The organism is Rhizobium sp. BK491 (genome assembly GCF_014194925.1).
In the GTDB taxonomy this organism is placed as follows: domain Bacteria; phylum Pseudomonadota; class Alphaproteobacteria; order Rhizobiales; family Rhizobiaceae; genus Rhizobium.
Genome location: NZ_JACIAR010000001.1, coordinates 303245 through 318092, shown reverse-complemented (window position 1 = coordinate 318092; position 14848 = coordinate 303245). Strand labels below are relative to the sequence as shown.

Genomic DNA, 14848 nt, shown 5'->3' with positions numbered 1-14848 from the left:
GTGAGATTGAGCTTTACTACCGCTGGCCAACGGTGCCAGCGTTGCGGTCGGCAAGCGCGACCCAGCCGATGACGAGTTTGCGGTTGGCAATCAGCCAGATCGTCGCCAGCGCGATCAAACCCACGACGATATTGGCGGCGGCGAAGAAAATGGGGGCAAGTTGCGTGACTGCGCCGACATCGCCGCGTTCGACAAGGCGCATCGGTGCAGTCGCCAGTGCTGTTGCACCGAAGGTGAAGGCCCAATAGGCTGGGCTGAAGCCCTCCTTCATGATCCAGGGCAGGAGGCGCAACATGATCAGAGCCTGCAGCAAGCCATAGCCGATCATTGCATGGACGAGCATATCGGGAGGGCCTTGCGTGACGCCGATATAAGCTAGCGCACCAACGGCCGGGGGAGCCAGCTGAATTCCAAGGGTCGGCCGCAGCGGCGCAGCCAACGCCGGTCCGGTCAGCAGGCGGTGCAGCAGGGCGGATTCGATGGCAAGCCAGGCGAAGAAGCCGGCGCCGAAGAAAAGCTGCGCCCATTGCGGAAAGCCGAGCGCGGCGCCGACGATGGCGGTTACGAAGCTGCCGGCGACGCTTGGCAGGTAGAGCACGGCGGTCGTCGTCGCAATATCGCGTTCGCCCTGCCAGAGCCCTCCCGTGCGCCAAACGGAGAATGCCAGCGTGTAGACGGCGCCGATCAGGAATATGGTTTCGGCGCCGATGCGCGAATAGGGCAGCAGGCCGCCGGCCACCAGCATGGTTGCTACGCCGATGAGGCCGATGAAGCAGCACTGAACTGGGTGCGCCGCTTCCTTGAAGGCCTCCTCGCGCGTCATCATCCACTTCAACGCATAGAGCACGATCAGCAGCAGCCAGACGGCTAGCGCAATAAAGGTCAGCACTTCACCGATAAGGGCCGGCAGGCGCCAGATGCGAGCACCCACGCGCCACGCATTGGCAAGACCAGAAAGGCCAAGAACCATACCGAAAAACGAAGCTGGAACCAGCGGCAGTTTCAAAGACGCAGTCATATGCCCCCTTTTTCGCCCTATCTGAGGCCCACCTGAAAGAGAATTGTGCAAGGAATTCGAGATCGATGCTAAATCTATCAATGCGAACGGGAAGTAAAATACAGCTTTCCTCCAAGCCGGCAAAGCGCGATCATGGAGAAAAGCGGGAGGCTTCGGCATGCGACATCACGGATGCGTGAACGCGCGTATTTTTCTCCGCTCCATGGCTCCTGCATAGCTCTCCCGTCATTTGTTCATTGGAAAATATTGCGAAATATCTCTATGCAGTATTCAAACGATTGAAACCGTCCTAGGAGACTGAAACATGCAAATCGGAATGATTGGCCTTGGCCGTATGGGCAACAACATGGTGCAGCGCCTGATGCGAGGCGGTCACAGCGCCGTTGTTTTCGATGCGCGCCCGGAAAGCATCGCCGGGCTTGAACAGCTCGGCGCCACCGGCAGCAAGTCTCTTGCGGATTTCGTATCAAAACTTGCAAAGCCACGGGTCGTCTGGCTGATGTTGCCGGCGGCAATCGTCGATCAGGAACTGGCGGCGATCGTCCCGCTGCTGGAAGAGGGCGACATCGTCATCGATGGCGGCAATTCCTACTATCACGACGATATCCGCCGTGCCGAAGAGCTGAAGCCGAAGGGCATCCACTATGTCGACGTCGGCACCAGCGGCGGTGTTTTCGGTCTGGAGCGCGGCTACTGCCTGATGATCGGCGGCGAGAAGGAAACCGTCCAGCATCTGTCACCGATCTTCGCGACGCTCGCGCCGGGCGTCGGTGACGTCGCTCCGTCGGCCATGCGCTCGGAAGAGGCTGCCAAGAAGAGCACGGCAGAGCAGGGCTATCTGCATTGCGGCCCGTCCGGCGCCGGCCACTTCGTTAAGATGGTCCATAACGGCATCGAATATGGCCTGATGGCCGCCTATGCCGAAGGCTTCAACGTTCTGCGCCATGCCAATATCGGCAAGCAGGACGCCGAGAAGGACGCTGAAACCGCGCCGCTCTCGCATCCTCAGTATTATCAGTATGATCTCGATATCGCCGAAATCTCCGAAGTCTGGCGTCGCGGCAGCGTGATCACCTCGTGGCTGCTCGACCTCACAGCCGACGCGCTGCATGGCGACGCAGCCCTTTCGCAATATGCCGGCCGCGTGTCCGATTCGGGCGAAGGCCGCTGGACGATCTCGGCTGCGATCGACGAAGGCGTTCCGACGCCGGTGCTGAGCGCTGCGCTTTACGGCCGTTTTGCTTCGCGTGGCAATGACGATTACGCCAACAAGGTTCTCTCCGCCATGCGCGCCGGCTTCGGCGGCCACCATGAGAAGCCGGTCAAGTAATTGATCGGCCTATCGATCTGATGATTGCGAGCCGGGTGGGTCAAACCTCCCGGCTTTTTCTTGCCCGCTTCTATTGTCTTAATGCTTCCAGCAGGAAAGCCGCGCTAAGCACTTTCCCCGGGGTAACTTCAGCCCAGCAGATCAGGTCGCAGGACTATGACTGGAGTGGGCGAGCCTACATCAAGCTGCGGCGCATGCGGCGGGCGGACGACCAGGCAGTCGGCGCGCGAAAAGACCTTCATCATCGACGAATCCTGCTTCGAGAAGGGCTCGGCGAGCCAACCGCCATCGGCGGCTTTCGTCAGCGTCGCGCGGACATAGTCCTGTCGCTGATCGTTGGCGGCAAAGGGCACGGCGGCGCGCGCAATACCTTCACGCTTTATCACGGGCAGAGATGCGAGCTTTCTTATCAACGGCTCGAGAAAGAGCAGGCCACAGACAAGGCTGGAAACGGGATTGCCGGGAAGGCCGAGGACATGCATGTCGCCGAGGCTGCCGACCATCAGCGGCTTGCCAGGGCGCATGGCGATGCGCCAGAAATCCAGCTTCATGCCGGCTGATATCATCGTTGCCTGTACCAGATCGTGATCACCGACAGAGGCGCCGCCGAGCGTGACGATGATGTCGGCCTTGGCCACTTGCGCCCGACCGATAGCGGCGGTGATCTCGTCGGTGTCGTCGGCGACGATGCCGAGATCGAGCACATGCGCGCCGGCATTGCGCGCGAGTGCGGCAATGCCAAAGGTATTCGAGGCAATAATTTGCGAGGGACCCGGTTGATTGCCGGGCGCCACGAGTTCGTCGCCGGTCGCCAGAATGGCGAGCAGCGGCCGCCGGTAGACATCCAATGCCGGATGGTTCATGGCCGCGGCGACGGTGAGCCGCGAAAAGTCCATCACCGTGCCGGCGGAAAGCACCACTTCTCCTTCCAGGAAATCCTGTCCGCGCGGGCGAATATGTTGCCCCTTGCGCAAGGGATAGGTCGTGCGGATACGATCGCCTTCTAGGTGCTCGGCGTCCTCCTGCAAAAGCACCGAATCGGCGCCGGCCGGAACGGGCGCGCCGGTGAAAATGCGAACCGCTTCGCCTTTGCCGACGCTACCATCGAAGGCGTGGCCAGCGGCAGAGGCACCGATGACCTGCAACTCCGAACCCGGCATTGCCGCATCCTCGAAGCGCAGCGCGTAACCATCCATCGCGGAAGCGTCGAAAGGCGGCTGTGTCAGGCGGGCCGTCAGATCTTTAGCCAGAACCCGGCCTTCGGCCATATCGAGTGGAACGCTTTCAACACGATGGATCGGCGCTGCACTGTCCAATAGGCGCGCCTGCGCTTCGGCAACGGGCAATAGGCTCATGTGTCAGGCCCCCGGATGGCGGAAATCCCCCGATTTGCCGCCGGATTTCTCCAATAGAACGATACCGCCGATTTCCATGCTGCGGTCGGCGGCCTTGGCCATGTCGTAGATCGTCAGGCAGGCGACGGAAACCGCCGTCAGTGCTTCCATCTCGACGCCGGTGCGGCCGGTCAGTTTTGCCGTCGCGGTGACACGCAGGCCGGGCAGGGCGGCATCCTCTACGATGTCGACGGCAACCTTCGTCAACATGAGGGGATGGCAGAGCGGAATGAGATTGCTGGTCTGCTTCGCTGCCATGATGCCGGCAAGCCGCGCCGTGCCGATGACATCACCCTTCTTGGCGTTGCCCTCGCGGATCAGCATCAGGGTCTCCGGCTTCATCCTGACGTAGCCGGTCGCGGTGGCGCTGCGTGCCGTCTCGGCCTTGTCGCCAACATCGACCATAGAAGCTTCGCCCGAAGCGTCGATATGAGTAAGACCGGCCTTCTCGGTGCTCATTTCACTCAGCCGCCAGAATGCCGGTTTCGCCCTTCAGAAGCAGTTTGGTTGCCGCCGTCACATCGTCCTTACGCATGAGGCTTTCGCCGACGAGGAAGGTGCTGATGCCGACGGCCTCGAGGCGCTTGCAGTCGGCATGGGTAAAGACGCCGCTTTCGCCAACCAGCAGCCGATCCTCCGGCACCATGGGTGCCAGGTTCTCGCTGACCGTCAAGCTGACTTCGAAAGTGCGCAGATTACGGTTGTTGATGCCGATCAGTGGGGAGGAGAGTTTTAGCGCACGCTCCATCTCTTCGGCGTCGTGCACCTCGACCAGCACGTCCATGCCGAGGCCGAATGCCTCGTCCTGAAGACGCTCGGCATCATCATCCGAAAGCGAAGCCATGATGAGGAGGATACAATCGGCACCCCAGGCACGAGCTTCCTGTACCTGATAGGTGTCGAACATGAAGTCCTTGCGCAGTGCCGGCAGCGAGCAGGCCGCGCGGGCAGCCGTCAGGAATTCCGGAGCGCCCTGGAAGCTCGGCGTATCGGTCAACACCGAAAGGCAGGCGGCACCGCCGGCTTCATAGGCCTTGGCGAGGGCAGGCGGGTCAAAATCGGGGCGGATGAGCCCCTTTGAAGGACTTGCCTTCTTGATCTCGGCAATCAGGCCGAAAACGCCGGCATCCTTTTTGGCGAGCAGCGCCTTATGGAAACCGCGCGGCGCGGACTGTCCGGCCTGCATCGCCTTCAGGTCGGCAAGGGAAAGCCTGGCCTTGGCAGCGGCGATTTCCTCGCGCTTGTAGGCCTCGATCTTTTGAAGGATATCGGTCATGACGTCCTAGTCCTGTTCTTCCTCGTTGGAAACGGCGATAAGCTTTTCCAACGCAACGGCGGTGGCGCCGCTATCGAGCGAATGGGCCGCGAGCTTCATGCCATCATGCAGCGTTTCCGCCTTGCCGGCAATGACCAGCGAGGCCGCCGCATTGGCAAGCGCGATGTCGCGATAGGCGTTCTTTTCGCCTGCGAGCACGGCACGAAGGGCTGCAGCATTGGCAACGCCATCGCCACCCTTGAGATCGGCAAGGTCGGCATGCTGCAGGCCGAAGTCGGCCGGTGTTAGCTCAAAAGTGCGGATCTTGCCATTCTCAAGTGCTGCGACCGAGGTCTTGCCGGTCGTGGTGATTTCGTCCAGACCGTCGCCGTGCACGACCCAGACGCTTTCCGCATCGAGATCCTTCAGCACCTCGGCCAACGGCAGCACCCATTGCGGCGCGAAGACGCCTAGCAGCTGGCGACGGGCGCCAGCAGGGTTGGACAAAGGCCCAAGCAGATTGAAGATCGTCCGCGTGCCGAGTTCGACGCGCGAGGGACCGACATGGCGCATGGAGGAATGATGCAGCTGCGCGAACATGAAGCCGATGCCGGCTTCCCGAATGCAGCGGGCGATCGTCTCCGGTCCGATATCGAGCTTGATGCCTAACACGGACTGCGTATCGGCGGTGCCGGCCTTGGAGCTCTGGGCGCGGTTGCCGTGCTTGGCGACGGGTACGCCGGCGCCGGCGACGATGAATGCGGCCAGCGTCGAGATATTATAGGTTCCGACACCGTCGCCGCCTGTTCCGACGATATCGATGGCATCGGCCGGGGCTTTCACCGGCAGCATCTTGGCACGCATCGTGGTCACGGCGCCGACGATTTCGTCGACGGTTTCGCCGCGCACCCGCAGAGCCATCAAGAATGCGCCGATCTGAGACGGCGTGGCCTCACCCGACATCAGTATTTCGAATGCCTGCCGGGCTTCATCCCGCGTCAATGCCTCGCGATTGGCGACCTTGGCGAGAAAAGGCTTCAATTCGCTCATCGACTATCCATCCTCCCGACCGGGTCTAGCGGGACATCGCCTGTTCGGCGAGGCTCTGGTTGACCGTGACGGTATATTTGCCCTGCAGCTGGCTGACCATCTGATCGAGAATGTCGTCGCCGGCGGCGTTGGCAATCTGGGCAACCTGCTGATCGTCGTTGCTCAGCGCATCGGTCGTCGGATTGTCGTTGACATCGGTGACCTTGAGCAGGATCTGCGTGGTGTCATCGGCGCCGATGGCGCTTCCGGCCGTATCGACGGGACCGGAGAAAGCTGCAGCGATACCGCCGCGACCCAAAACCGGATCGTCCGTCGAGCGGGTGATGCCGCTCTTGCTTTCAACAGCGATACCAAGCGGCGCGGCGATATCGGCAAGCGACTTGCCCTTCTGCGCTTCCTGCTTCAGCTCGGCCGCCTTGGCAGCGAGCGCAATCTTCTGCTGTTCGGCAGTCCAGTCGGCAACGGCTTTTTCGCGCACTTCCGCAAGCGGACGATCGTGATCGGGCGTGATGTTCGTCACATCGTACCAGATATAGCCGTCATTGCCGACCGTCAGAGGAGCGGGGTTGCCGCCCTGATCGGCCTTGAAGACTTCCGAAAGCAGCTGCTGGCGGGCCGGAAGATCCTTTATCTCGTTGCCATTCTGATCAAGGCCAGTCAGATCGATCGAATCGACGGTGACGAGTTTAAGCTTAAGCTGCGATGCCGCATCCTGCAGCGATGCGCCGGAGCCCCGCAGGTCTTCGAACTTGTCGTGGACGCTGGTGATCTCGTTTGCGGCGTTGCTGAGCGCAATCTGCTTGCGAATATCTTCCTTGACGTCGTCGAAATTCTTCGCCGTTTCGTTCTTCACATTGGTCACGCGCAGGATCACCGGCCCGAACGAACCTTCGACAACGGGAGTGGTGCCGCCTTCCTTGGAAACGGCGAAGGCTGCTTCGGCAACGGTCTTATCCGGAACCTGATCCTTGGTGAAGGTGCCGAGCAGCACGTCGGAAGGCTTCTTGCCCTGGTCGGAGACGAGCTGATCGAAGGTGGTCCCCGTCTTCAGCGCATCGGCTGCAGCATTGGCGAGATCCTTGTTGGCGAAGGTCAGCTGCTCGATCGTGCGGGTTGCGGGCGTGGTGAAGCTGTCCTTGCGCTTATCGAACTGCGCACGCACTTCGTCATCCGTAACACTCGCGGTGTCGGCGATATCCTCGGCCTGCAATTTCACAAAGGCGAACTTGCGATATTCGGGCGCACGATATTTCGACTTCACGCCATCGAACCACTTCTGCAGGACATCGTCGGCAGGGGCCTTGACGGGATCGATGTTGGCGTTGGTCAGCAACAGGTAATCGATGCTGCGGGTCTCGTTGTGATATTGCTTGACGGCGTCGACAAGGATTGTCGGTGCGGTAAAACCGTTTGATACGGCCTCGACAATCTGGCCACGGATCGCGACCTTGCTGCGCTCCTTGATGTAATCATCGGGCGATATGTTGCTGTTGCGCAGCAGCAGGTCGAATTTCTGGCGGTCGAAAGCGCCATTCGTCGCCTTGAAAGCAGGATCGTCGCCGATCAGCTTGGCCAGCCGATCCTGCGAAAGACCGAGACCCATATCGGCGGCAAGTTGATCGAGGGAAGCGCCGGCGACCAGCTGTGATACCGTCTGCTGCCCGATACCGAAGGCGCGCGCCTGTTCCGGCGTGATTTGCATGCGCAACTGCTGGCTGATCGCCTGCATCTGTCGACGATAGGCGAGACGGAATTCATTGGTATCGATATGCTGATCGCCAACCGTGACAACCGTATTGCTGCTGCCGCCGGTGATGAGGGACCGCTCGACGCCCCATACACCAAAGGCTGCCGCAAGAAGAAGCAACAGGCCCTTGGCAAGCCAGGTTTGGGCGATTTTTCTCAGCACGTCGAACATCGGAAAGCAAACCTCGTCATCATCAAGTCTTCGCACACGGCGAAACAATCGGAGTTCCTTAGAACAATCCGAACCGGAATTGAAGAGCCAGTGGGGAAATCGCCCAATGAGGCGCAGCTATGCCGGAACCTTTGATAGGCAGCGGCGTTTTAGCAACGAGAAAACATGAGGAGCACATGATGGCAGACACGAAATCAGCTTCCACTCCCTCATCTTCGGCGCGGGCGCAGACTGAAACGGCAATGGAAGATCTTGCCGCCCAGGTCGCAGCATTGCGGGAAGATTTGGCAAAGCTTTCGCAGAGCGTGGCAGCCGTCGGGCAGGGAGCGAAGTCTGTCGTCACGGAAGAAGCCCAGGAACTTACTGAGCAACTGCGCGAGCGCGTTCGCGAGGAGCCGATTTTCATGGTCGTCGCGGCAGCCGGGCTCGGCTACCTCATCGGCCTGCTGAATCGCCGCTAGCCAGGCTGGCTCTCTCAATTGCAAAACTGCAGAAGGCGCAGCCGAGTGAGCTGCGCCTTTTTTGATTGAACGTTAAAGGCCTTTGCTCGCTTCGCTCGTACCTGGCCCAAAGCGCCACCGGCGGCTGCGACATCTTGTGCCATCGCCATTTGTTGATCACATACCCCTTGTATCGCATGCGCACTTACTATACGTAGCAACCATTATAAGGTTGCTTATGAATAGCAGGCTTCTTATAGATGAGTTCGACACCTACTCTCGGCTTTCTTCTGCATGACGTTGCCCGGCTTCTTCGGAAACGATTCGAGCAGCGCGCAAAAGATCTGGGCCTGACGCGTTCGCAATGGCAGACGCTCGCCTACCTCGCAAACAACGAGGGCATTCACCAGGCTGGCCTGGCCGAAATGCTGGAAATCGAGCCGATTACCTTGGTTCGCATCCTCGATAAGCTCAGCGAACGCGGTCTGGTGGAGCGTCGGCAGCATCCAAACGATCGAAGAAGCTGGCTGCTCTACATGCGCGACGAAGCCCGACCATTGATGGACACGATGCGCGGTATGGGCGACCTGACACGCAGGGAAGCGCTCGAAGGAGCCTCACAGGAGGATCAAGAGCGCCTCTACGAATTGCTTATCCTTATGAAATCGAACCTGATTAGCGCCTGCCGTTCAAAGGCAGTCGACAAAGAGTTACAACATGGCTGAAGCTTCTTCCTCAATCCGCATACCCGCGAACGCAAATTCCGCTGAACAGACTGAGGCCCCGGTGGCCGAGGCCCCGTCCTCCAATCCCTCACCACAGCCGGCGGCGGCTGCAGTGGCGGCGCCGGTTTCGCCCCCAGAAATGCCTCGCAAGCGCCGCAAGCTGACGCGACCAGTGCTGTTTGCACTGCTGCCTGTCGCGCTCGTCATCGGCGGCTATTACTACGTCACCGGCGGGCAGATCATGTCCACGGACAATGCCTATATCCAGGCCGATATGGTTGGTGTTTCCACCGACGTTTCCGGCACGGTGATATCGGTCGACGTGCATGAAAACGAAGTGGTGAAGAAAGGGCAGGTGCTCTTCCGCCTGAAGCCTGATTCGTTCCGGATCGCACTGGACGGCGCGAAGGCGCAGCTCGGCAATGCCAGGAACCAGATCCTGAACCTGCAGGCGAGCTACAAGCAATCCCTGGCGGAAATCGCCCAGGCGCAGGCCGATATTCCGTATTATCAGACGGAACTCGACCGCCAGCAGAACCTGATCACCAATTCGGTCGCTTCCAAGGCAGCTCTCGACCAAGCCAGACACAATCTCGAAGCGGCACAGCAGAAGGTATTGGTCGCAAAGGCCACGGCCGCCGCGACCCTTGCACAGTTGGGCGGTGAAGGCGCTGCCGATCTGCCTGCGGAACAGAACCCGCTTTATCTGCAGGCCAAGGCCGCAGTCGACAATGCGCAGCGCGAACTTGACGATACCGTGGTGAGGGCCCCCTTTGACGGAGTGACCGCCAATGTTCCCTCCCTGCAGGTTGGCGCTTATCTAACCGCGTCCCAGCCTGGTTTTTCGCTGGTTTCCACCACGCATATGTGGATCAATGCCAGCCCGAAGGAAACGGAACTCACCTATGTCCGCCCCGGCCAGAAGGTCGATATCTCCGTCGATGCTTATCCGGATGTGACCTGGAAGGGTACGGTCGCCAGCATTGCGCCGGCATCCGGTTCCAGCTTCTCGCTTCTGCCGGCGCAGAACACGACCGGCAACTGGGTGAAGGTCGTGCAGCGCATACCGATGATCATCAATATCGACGACACGGCGGGCAAGCCTCCGTTGCGCGTCGGAATGAGCGTCGTCGCCGATGTCGACACGGGCCACGCCCGCGGCTTGCCTGATTTCATCACCAACCTGCTGGGCCGCTCACGCGGTCAGGATCATGAGTAACGCCACCACCGCCTCGCCGTCGGCGCCAGTCGCCAATCGCGGTCCGATCACCGCCTGCGTCATCCTGTCTGTCATCATGCAGGCATTGGACACCACCATCGCCAACGTCGCCCTACCGCATATCCAGGGCGACGTTTCGGCCAGCGCCGACCAAATCAACTGGGTCCTGACGTCCTATATCGTCGCAGCGGCGATCATGACACCGCCCTCCGGCTTCCTTTCGGCAAAATTCGGTCGCAAGCGGGTCTTGCTGGTCGCTATTGCCGGCTTCGTCGCCGCCTCGGTGCTGTGCGGCCTGTCTGAATCGCTGATCCAGATCGTTGGTTTTCGCCTGTTGCAGGGCCTGTTCGGCGCCTCGCTCGTACCGCTGTCGCAGGGCATCCTGCTCGATATCTACAATGTCGAGGAGCGCGGCCGCGCCATGGCGCTGTTCGGCGTCTCGGTCATGGTCGGGCCGGTGCTGGGTCCCGTCATCGGCGGCTGGCTGACCGACAATATCAGCTGGCGCTGGGTATTCTACATCAACGTGCCGATCGGCGCGCTCGCCTTCTTCGGCATCGTCGTCTACGTGACGGAAACCAAGCTCGATGCACTCGCCAAGCTCGATTGGTTCGGCTTCGGCATGCTCTCTATCGCGATTGCCGGCCTGCAGCTTTTCCTCGATCGCGGCGAGCAGCTCGACTGGTTCTATTCGAGCGAGATCATAATCGAGGCGCTCGTCTGTGTCAGCGCCTTCTATCTCTTCCTGGTGCACATGTTCACGGCCGAGCGAAGCTTCGTCAATCCGCGGCTTTTCATGGACCAAAACTTTGCCGTCAGCATTCTGTTCATCTTCATCGTCGGCGTGACTTATCTGGCATCGCTGGCGCTGATGACGCCCTATCTGCAGACATTGATGGGCTATCCGGTCGTCACTGCCGGCATCGTCATGGGACCGCGCGGCCTCGGCACCATGTTCTGCATGTTCCTCGTGGGGCGCCTGATCGGCAAGGTCGACACGCGCTGGCTATTGTTCATCGGCCTCGCGCTGACGGCCTGGGCCATGTACGACATGACGGGCTGGACGCCGGATGTTTCACAATGGACGCTGATATCGGTCGGCTTCGTTCAGGGTGCCGGCCTCGGCTTCCTCTTCGTGCCCCTGACCACGATCGCCTTTGCGACACTGCCGGCGCAGATGCGCGGCGAGGGGACGGGCCTCTACAATCTCTCGCGCAACATCGGCTCCAGCGTTGGAATCTCGGTCGTCTCGATGCTGATTACCGAGAACACACAGGTCAACCATGCCAACATCGCCGCCTATGTTACACCGTTTAACCGGTATTTTGGGGAGACGGCTGCGCAAGGGGTGAGCCCGATGACGGCAGTCGGCCGGGCGACGCTCGATGGCATAATCACGACGCAAGCGACAATCATTGCCTACATGGATGACTTCAAGCTCCTGATGCTTATGTCGATCTTTGCCATGCCGTTGCTGATGCTTTTGCGCAAACCGAAGGCGCCGCCGGCGGTCGACCATAGCGTCGCGATGGAATAGAGCATTTCCAGGAAAAGTGCGAAGCGGTTTTCCGTCCGGAATGCGTTGAGAAATCATAGGACAAGCGTTTCGCGATTCGATGGAGAGCGGAAATGCTTGCCACGCAGTCTTTCCAGTTTCACTGCGTGGCCAGACGGCCGCCGGGCACCACCCCGGCGGTCTTTTTTAACATGATTACGGGAAACGGCGGCTGACGAAGCGCGAGCCAGCAGCACCGAAGCGCCAGAGCGGATCGATATTCTTCGTGATGCCGATGCGCTTGCCTGAGACGATCGGCACCGGTTCCGCCCGAGACAACGAAAATGGTGCCGCATCCAGCGAGCGACCGTCGAGGCTTATATCGATAGCAAGCGCCTGCGAAAGCTTTCCCGGCCCGTTGCAAAGCGAGACGATGTCGGCCAATCCCCGCCGCCGGATCATGTCTTCAATGCCGTTTTCCGGCTCGATCGCCCGGATGAGCACGGCGCTCCCTTTAGTGCAAACGAAATTCAAACACCAGTGAATGCCGTAGGAGCGGTAGACATAGACATGGCCGGCCGGTCCGAACATGGCCGCATTGCGCGCTGTCGGCCCGCGATATGCATGGGACGCCTCGTCATCGGGCCTATAGGCTTCCGTCTCGACGATACGACCGCCTATCCCCGCAACCGTGAAACGCATGCCAATCAGATCGGACGCGACCACGACGGCATCTCGGCTGAAAAACGTGGTGAGGACAGGGCCGGAGAGGGGTTTAATACCGACAGCGAGGGAATGATCGTCAGAAGTCATCAAGGGAGACTATCTCCGATAGCCGAAGCCATCAACACGGCGCCGAGCATCAAGTGCTTGGTCCGGCGTACTGATAATTGACAAAAGCTAAGCATAACTTATTAATAGCCTGCTTCAGTCAGATTTGACCCCTGACCTGGCGGGGTGGCCCGGCCCTTTTCCAGCGGCAGGGCCACCTTATTTTTAGCGCGCTGACGACATGAATTCCCCACGGCGCCACCTGAACCGACCGACATTCCTCAATTGCCATTCCAGCCGACCTCGAGAATGCGATGGAGCTAGGCGGAACAAGTTGACGCGGCGACCAAAGCTGCTAAAAAGCCAGCCGTCGAGTGATTGGGCAGAAAACCGGTAGCCACACCCGGTTTCGAAAAATCAGCACTGCTTAGATTTTTCAGGCCTTTTCAGTTGCTTGGAAGAGTGTCCGAGTGGTTTAAGGAACCGGTCTTGAAAACCGGCGTGCGGGAAACCGTACCGTGGGTTCGAATCCCACCTCTTCCGCCAAAGGGCTTTTCCAATTTTTACGTTCTCGTAAAATCCAGGCATGTCACAATCCGCGCCCATGCCTTGTCATGTCCTTCGCAACGCTAAATTCGAAGGAGATGACAATGATCCGGCTGGGCATCGCAATCGTGTATCATAGCGGCTACGGACATACCGGCCGGCAGGCCGATGCTGTCAGGGCAGGGGTCGAAGAGGTTGATGGCGCGGAGGCGATAGTCGTAACCGTGGACAGGGTGGAGCACCATTGGGGTGATCTCAATGCGGCGCAGGCGATCATCTTTGGCTCGCCGACCTATATGGGCGCAGTTTCTGCACCATTCAAAGCATTTCAGGAAGCGACGTCGAAGACCGTTCTTGCGAGGGGCTATTTGTGGAGGGACAAGATCGCGGCTGGTTTCACCACCTCGGGGTCACGATCCGGTGACAAGCTTTCGACGCTGATGCAGATGGTAATCTTCGCAGCCCAGCATGGAATGCATTGGGTCGGTCTCGATCTGCCGCCGGCCAATTGCTCTTCGACCGGCTCGGAAGAAGATATGAACCGTCTCGGTTTCTGGCTCGGCGCGGCGGCGCAGGCGAACACGGATGAAGGCCCTGAGACCGCCCCGCCGGCATCCGATCTCGCGACCGCTCGCCATCTCGGCCGGCGGGTGGCGCTGACGGCGCTGCAGTTCGCCCGTGGCCGCGAGGTCAATCCATTTACACGCGAGTTTGCAGCCAATGAATGAGGCGCCGTCCGACCCGATCTTCTCCGAGTTGCGTCCGCGCCTTTTCAGGCTCGCCTACAGAATGCTCGGATCGGTCGCGGATGCCGAGGATATCGTACAGGATAGCTGGCTGCGCTGGCTGGCCGCCGATCGCGCTTCCGTCCGCGAACCGGCGGCATTCCTGCGGACAGTCGTCACCCGGCTTTGTCTGAACGAGCTGAAATCGGCGCGCCGCCGCCGAGAATCCTATGTGGGTTCCTGGTTGCCGGAGCCGATTTTCGATCAGGAGGACGGCGATGCCGCTGACGATATAACCATGCCGCTGATGCTGGCCTTGGAGCGCCTTTCGCCGCTGGAGCGGGCCGCCTTTCTTCTGCATGACGTGTTCGGCATGAGTTTCGATGATATCTCCTCGGTGATTGGTCGCGAGGCGTCCGCCTGTCGCAAGCTCGCCAGTCGGGCGAGGGCACATGTCACCGAGGCCCGGCCGCGCTTCGCTGTCGACAAGGAAGAAGGGCTCAAGTTTGCCGCAGCCTTCTTTACGGCGTCAAGAACGGGAGACATGGTCTCTCTTCAGGCGCTGCTTTCCGAGGATGTCGTTGTCTATGCCGACGGCGGCGGCAAGGTGCCGACATCGCAGCGACCACATATCGGGCTTTCTGCCACCATGCGGCTTCATGAGCGGCTGACGCGAATCTTCCGGGCACAGCCCTCGCAACTGATCCACTATGCGATTATCGACGGCTTGCCAGGCTTCGTGACGATAGAGGGCGGAAACATCGTACAGACCACCGCGCTGCAGATCGAGCGGGAAAAAGTCGTTGCCATTTATTGCACCCGCAACCCGGACAAGCTGCAGCACGTTATCGGGGCGGTAGAGTCGGCGACGTCTATCACGGCGAACTACTGATGCGACTTCATACAAGCACTGGAAAGAACTGTTCCAAATCTGCCCATCAAGATCCCAACGCAATCACAAA

At 60.0% G+C, this 14848-nt stretch carries 14 protein-coding genes and 1 tRNA gene; 8 read left to right on the top strand and 7 right to left on the bottom strand.

What is annotated here, in order from left to right; all coding sequences use genetic code 11:
• Positions 1 to 16 precede the first annotated feature (16 nt).
• Positions 17 to 1018, bottom strand: a complete 1002-nt coding sequence (gene tehA / locus FHX05_RS01645) for a dicarboxylate transporter/tellurite-resistance protein TehA (RefSeq protein WP_183870482.1) — start codon at positions 1016 to 1018, stop codon at positions 17 to 19.
• 304 nt (positions 1019 to 1322) lie between these two features.
• On the opposite strand from tehA, the gene gnd reads away from it, so the two are divergent.
• On the top strand, positions 1323 to 2348 hold the full coding sequence (gene gnd, locus FHX05_RS01640) for a phosphogluconate dehydrogenase (NAD(+)-dependent, decarboxylating) (protein ID WP_112338954.1): 1026 nt from the start codon (positions 1323 to 1325) through the stop codon (positions 2346 to 2348).
• Between the two features lie 128 nt (positions 2349 to 2476).
• Here gnd and glp read toward each other — a convergent pair whose 3' ends face one another.
• The 5 genes from glp to FHX05_RS01615 are packed head-to-tail and all read right to left on the bottom strand — an operon-like array spanning position 2477 to position 7965.
• On the bottom strand, positions 2477 to 3703 hold the full coding sequence (gene glp, locus FHX05_RS01635) for a gephyrin-like molybdotransferase Glp (protein WP_112602651.1): 1227 nt from the start codon (positions 3701 to 3703) through the stop codon (positions 2477 to 2479).
• A 3-nt stretch (positions 3704 to 3706) separates the two neighbouring features.
• Positions 3707 to 4201, bottom strand: coding sequence for a cyclic pyranopterin monophosphate synthase MoaC (gene moaC, locus FHX05_RS01630; RefSeq protein WP_183710083.1), 495 nt, complete (start codon positions 4199 to 4201; stop codon positions 3707 to 3709).
• Position 4202: 1 nt separating this feature from the next.
• Positions 4203 to 5018, bottom strand: a complete 816-nt coding sequence (gene trpC / locus FHX05_RS01625; RefSeq protein WP_183870481.1) for an indole-3-glycerol phosphate synthase TrpC — start codon at positions 5016 to 5018, stop codon at positions 4203 to 4205.
• Between the two features lie 6 nt (positions 5019 to 5024).
• The gene (gene trpD, locus FHX05_RS01620; RefSeq protein WP_112411771.1) at positions 5025 to 6047 is read right to left on the bottom strand and encodes an anthranilate phosphoribosyltransferase; all 1023 of its coding nucleotides are present in this window, start codon (positions 6045 to 6047) and stop codon (positions 5025 to 5027) included.
• A gap of 25 nt (positions 6048 to 6072) precedes the next feature.
• Entirely contained in the window at positions 6073 to 7965 is a 1893-nt protein-coding gene (locus FHX05_RS01615) for a peptidylprolyl isomerase (protein ID WP_183870480.1), read from the bottom strand.
• A gap of 179 nt (positions 7966 to 8144) precedes the next feature.
• On the opposite strand from FHX05_RS01615, the gene FHX05_RS01610 reads away from it, so the two are divergent.
• The 4 genes from FHX05_RS01610 to FHX05_RS01595 all read left to right on the top strand — a co-directional run bounded on the left by FHX05_RS01610 (position 8145) and on the right by FHX05_RS01595 (position 11886).
• Positions 8145 to 8426, top strand: a complete 282-nt coding sequence (locus FHX05_RS01610) for a hypothetical protein (protein ID WP_112339004.1) — start codon at positions 8145 to 8147, stop codon at positions 8424 to 8426.
• 239 nt (positions 8427 to 8665) lie between these two features.
• On the top strand, positions 8666 to 9130 hold the full coding sequence (locus FHX05_RS01605; protein WP_015339927.1) for a MarR family transcriptional regulator: 465 nt from the start codon (positions 8666 to 8668) through the stop codon (positions 9128 to 9130).
• A complete protein-coding gene (locus FHX05_RS01600; RefSeq protein ID WP_183870479.1) occupies positions 9123 to 10349 on the top strand; it encodes an HlyD family secretion protein in 1227 nt (408 codons plus the stop codon). Before FHX05_RS01605 ends, FHX05_RS01600 begins: the two co-directional genes overlap by 8 nt.
• Positions 10342 to 11886, top strand: coding sequence for a DHA2 family efflux MFS transporter permease subunit (locus tag FHX05_RS01595; protein ID WP_183870478.1), 1545 nt, complete (start codon positions 10342 to 10344; stop codon positions 11884 to 11886). The genes FHX05_RS01600 and FHX05_RS01595 overlap by 8 nt, the downstream gene beginning before the upstream one ends.
• A 174-nt stretch (positions 11887 to 12060) precedes the next feature.
• Here FHX05_RS01595 and FHX05_RS01590 read toward each other — a convergent pair whose 3' ends face one another.
• A complete protein-coding gene (locus tag FHX05_RS01590) occupies positions 12061 to 12657 on the bottom strand; it encodes a DNA-3-methyladenine glycosylase (RefSeq protein WP_183871165.1) in 597 nt (198 codons plus the stop codon).
• Positions 12658 to 13071: 414 nt separating this feature from the next.
• Here FHX05_RS01590 and FHX05_RS01585 point away from each other — a divergent pair.
• The 3 genes from FHX05_RS01585 to FHX05_RS01575 all read left to right on the top strand — a co-directional run bounded on the left by FHX05_RS01585 (position 13072) and on the right by FHX05_RS01575 (position 14778).
• A tRNA-Ser gene (locus FHX05_RS01585) sits at positions 13072 to 13161 on the top strand.
• Between the two features lie 104 nt (positions 13162 to 13265).
• Complete coding sequence (locus tag FHX05_RS01580) at positions 13266 to 13889, top strand: flavodoxin family protein (RefSeq protein WP_183870477.1); 624 nt, start codon at positions 13266 to 13268, stop codon at positions 13887 to 13889.
• The gene (locus tag FHX05_RS01575; RefSeq protein ID WP_112602634.1) at positions 13882 to 14778 is read left to right on the top strand and encodes a sigma-70 family RNA polymerase sigma factor; all 897 of its coding nucleotides are present in this window, start codon (positions 13882 to 13884) and stop codon (positions 14776 to 14778) included. The genes FHX05_RS01580 and FHX05_RS01575 overlap by 8 nt, the downstream gene beginning before the upstream one ends.
• The last annotated feature ends 70 nt before the right edge of the window (positions 14779 to 14848 follow it).

Bases quoted from the DNA above. Each gene is read 5' to 3' on its own strand.
- trpD (WP_112411771.1), bottom strand. From the start codon at position 6,047: ATGAGCGAATTGAAGCCTTTTCTCGCCAAGGTCGCCAATCGCGAGGCA.
- FHX05_RS01575 (WP_112602634.1), top strand. From the start codon at position 13,882: ATGAATGAGGCGCCGTCCGACCCGATCTTCTCCGAGTTGCGTCCGCGC.
- FHX05_RS01595 (WP_183870478.1), top strand. From the start codon at position 10,342: ATGAGTAACGCCACCACCGCCTCGCCGTCGGCGCCAGTCGCCAATCGC.
- FHX05_RS01580 (WP_183870477.1), top strand. From the start codon at position 13,266: ATGATCCGGCTGGGCATCGCAATCGTGTATCATAGCGGCTACGGACAT.
- moaC (WP_183710083.1), bottom strand. From the start codon at position 4,201: ATGAGCACCGAGAAGGCCGGTCTTACTCATATCGACGCTTCGGGCGAA.
- trpC (WP_183870481.1), bottom strand. From the start codon at position 5,018: ATGACCGATATCCTTCAAAAGATCGAGGCCTACAAGCGCGAGGAAATC.
- FHX05_RS01615 (WP_183870480.1), bottom strand. From the start codon at position 7,965: ATGTTCGACGTGCTGAGAAAAATCGCCCAAACCTGGCTTGCCAAGGGC.
- FHX05_RS01610 (WP_112339004.1), top strand. From the start codon at position 8,145: ATGGCAGACACGAAATCAGCTTCCACTCCCTCATCTTCGGCGCGGGCG.
- tehA (WP_183870482.1), bottom strand. From the start codon at position 1,018: ATGACTGCGTCTTTGAAACTGCCGCTGGTTCCAGCTTCGTTTTTCGGT.
- FHX05_RS01600 (WP_183870479.1), top strand. From the start codon at position 9,123: ATGGCTGAAGCTTCTTCCTCAATCCGCATACCCGCGAACGCAAATTCC.
- gnd (WP_112338954.1), top strand. From the start codon at position 1,323: ATGCAAATCGGAATGATTGGCCTTGGCCGTATGGGCAACAACATGGTG.
- FHX05_RS01605 (WP_015339927.1), top strand. From the start codon at position 8,666: ATGAGTTCGACACCTACTCTCGGCTTTCTTCTGCATGACGTTGCCCGG.
- glp (WP_112602651.1), bottom strand. From the start codon at position 3,703: ATGAGCCTATTGCCCGTTGCCGAAGCGCAGGCGCGCCTATTGGACAGT.
- FHX05_RS01590 (WP_183871165.1), bottom strand. From the start codon at position 12,657: ATGACTTCTGACGATCATTCCCTCGCTGTCGGTATTAAACCCCTCTCC.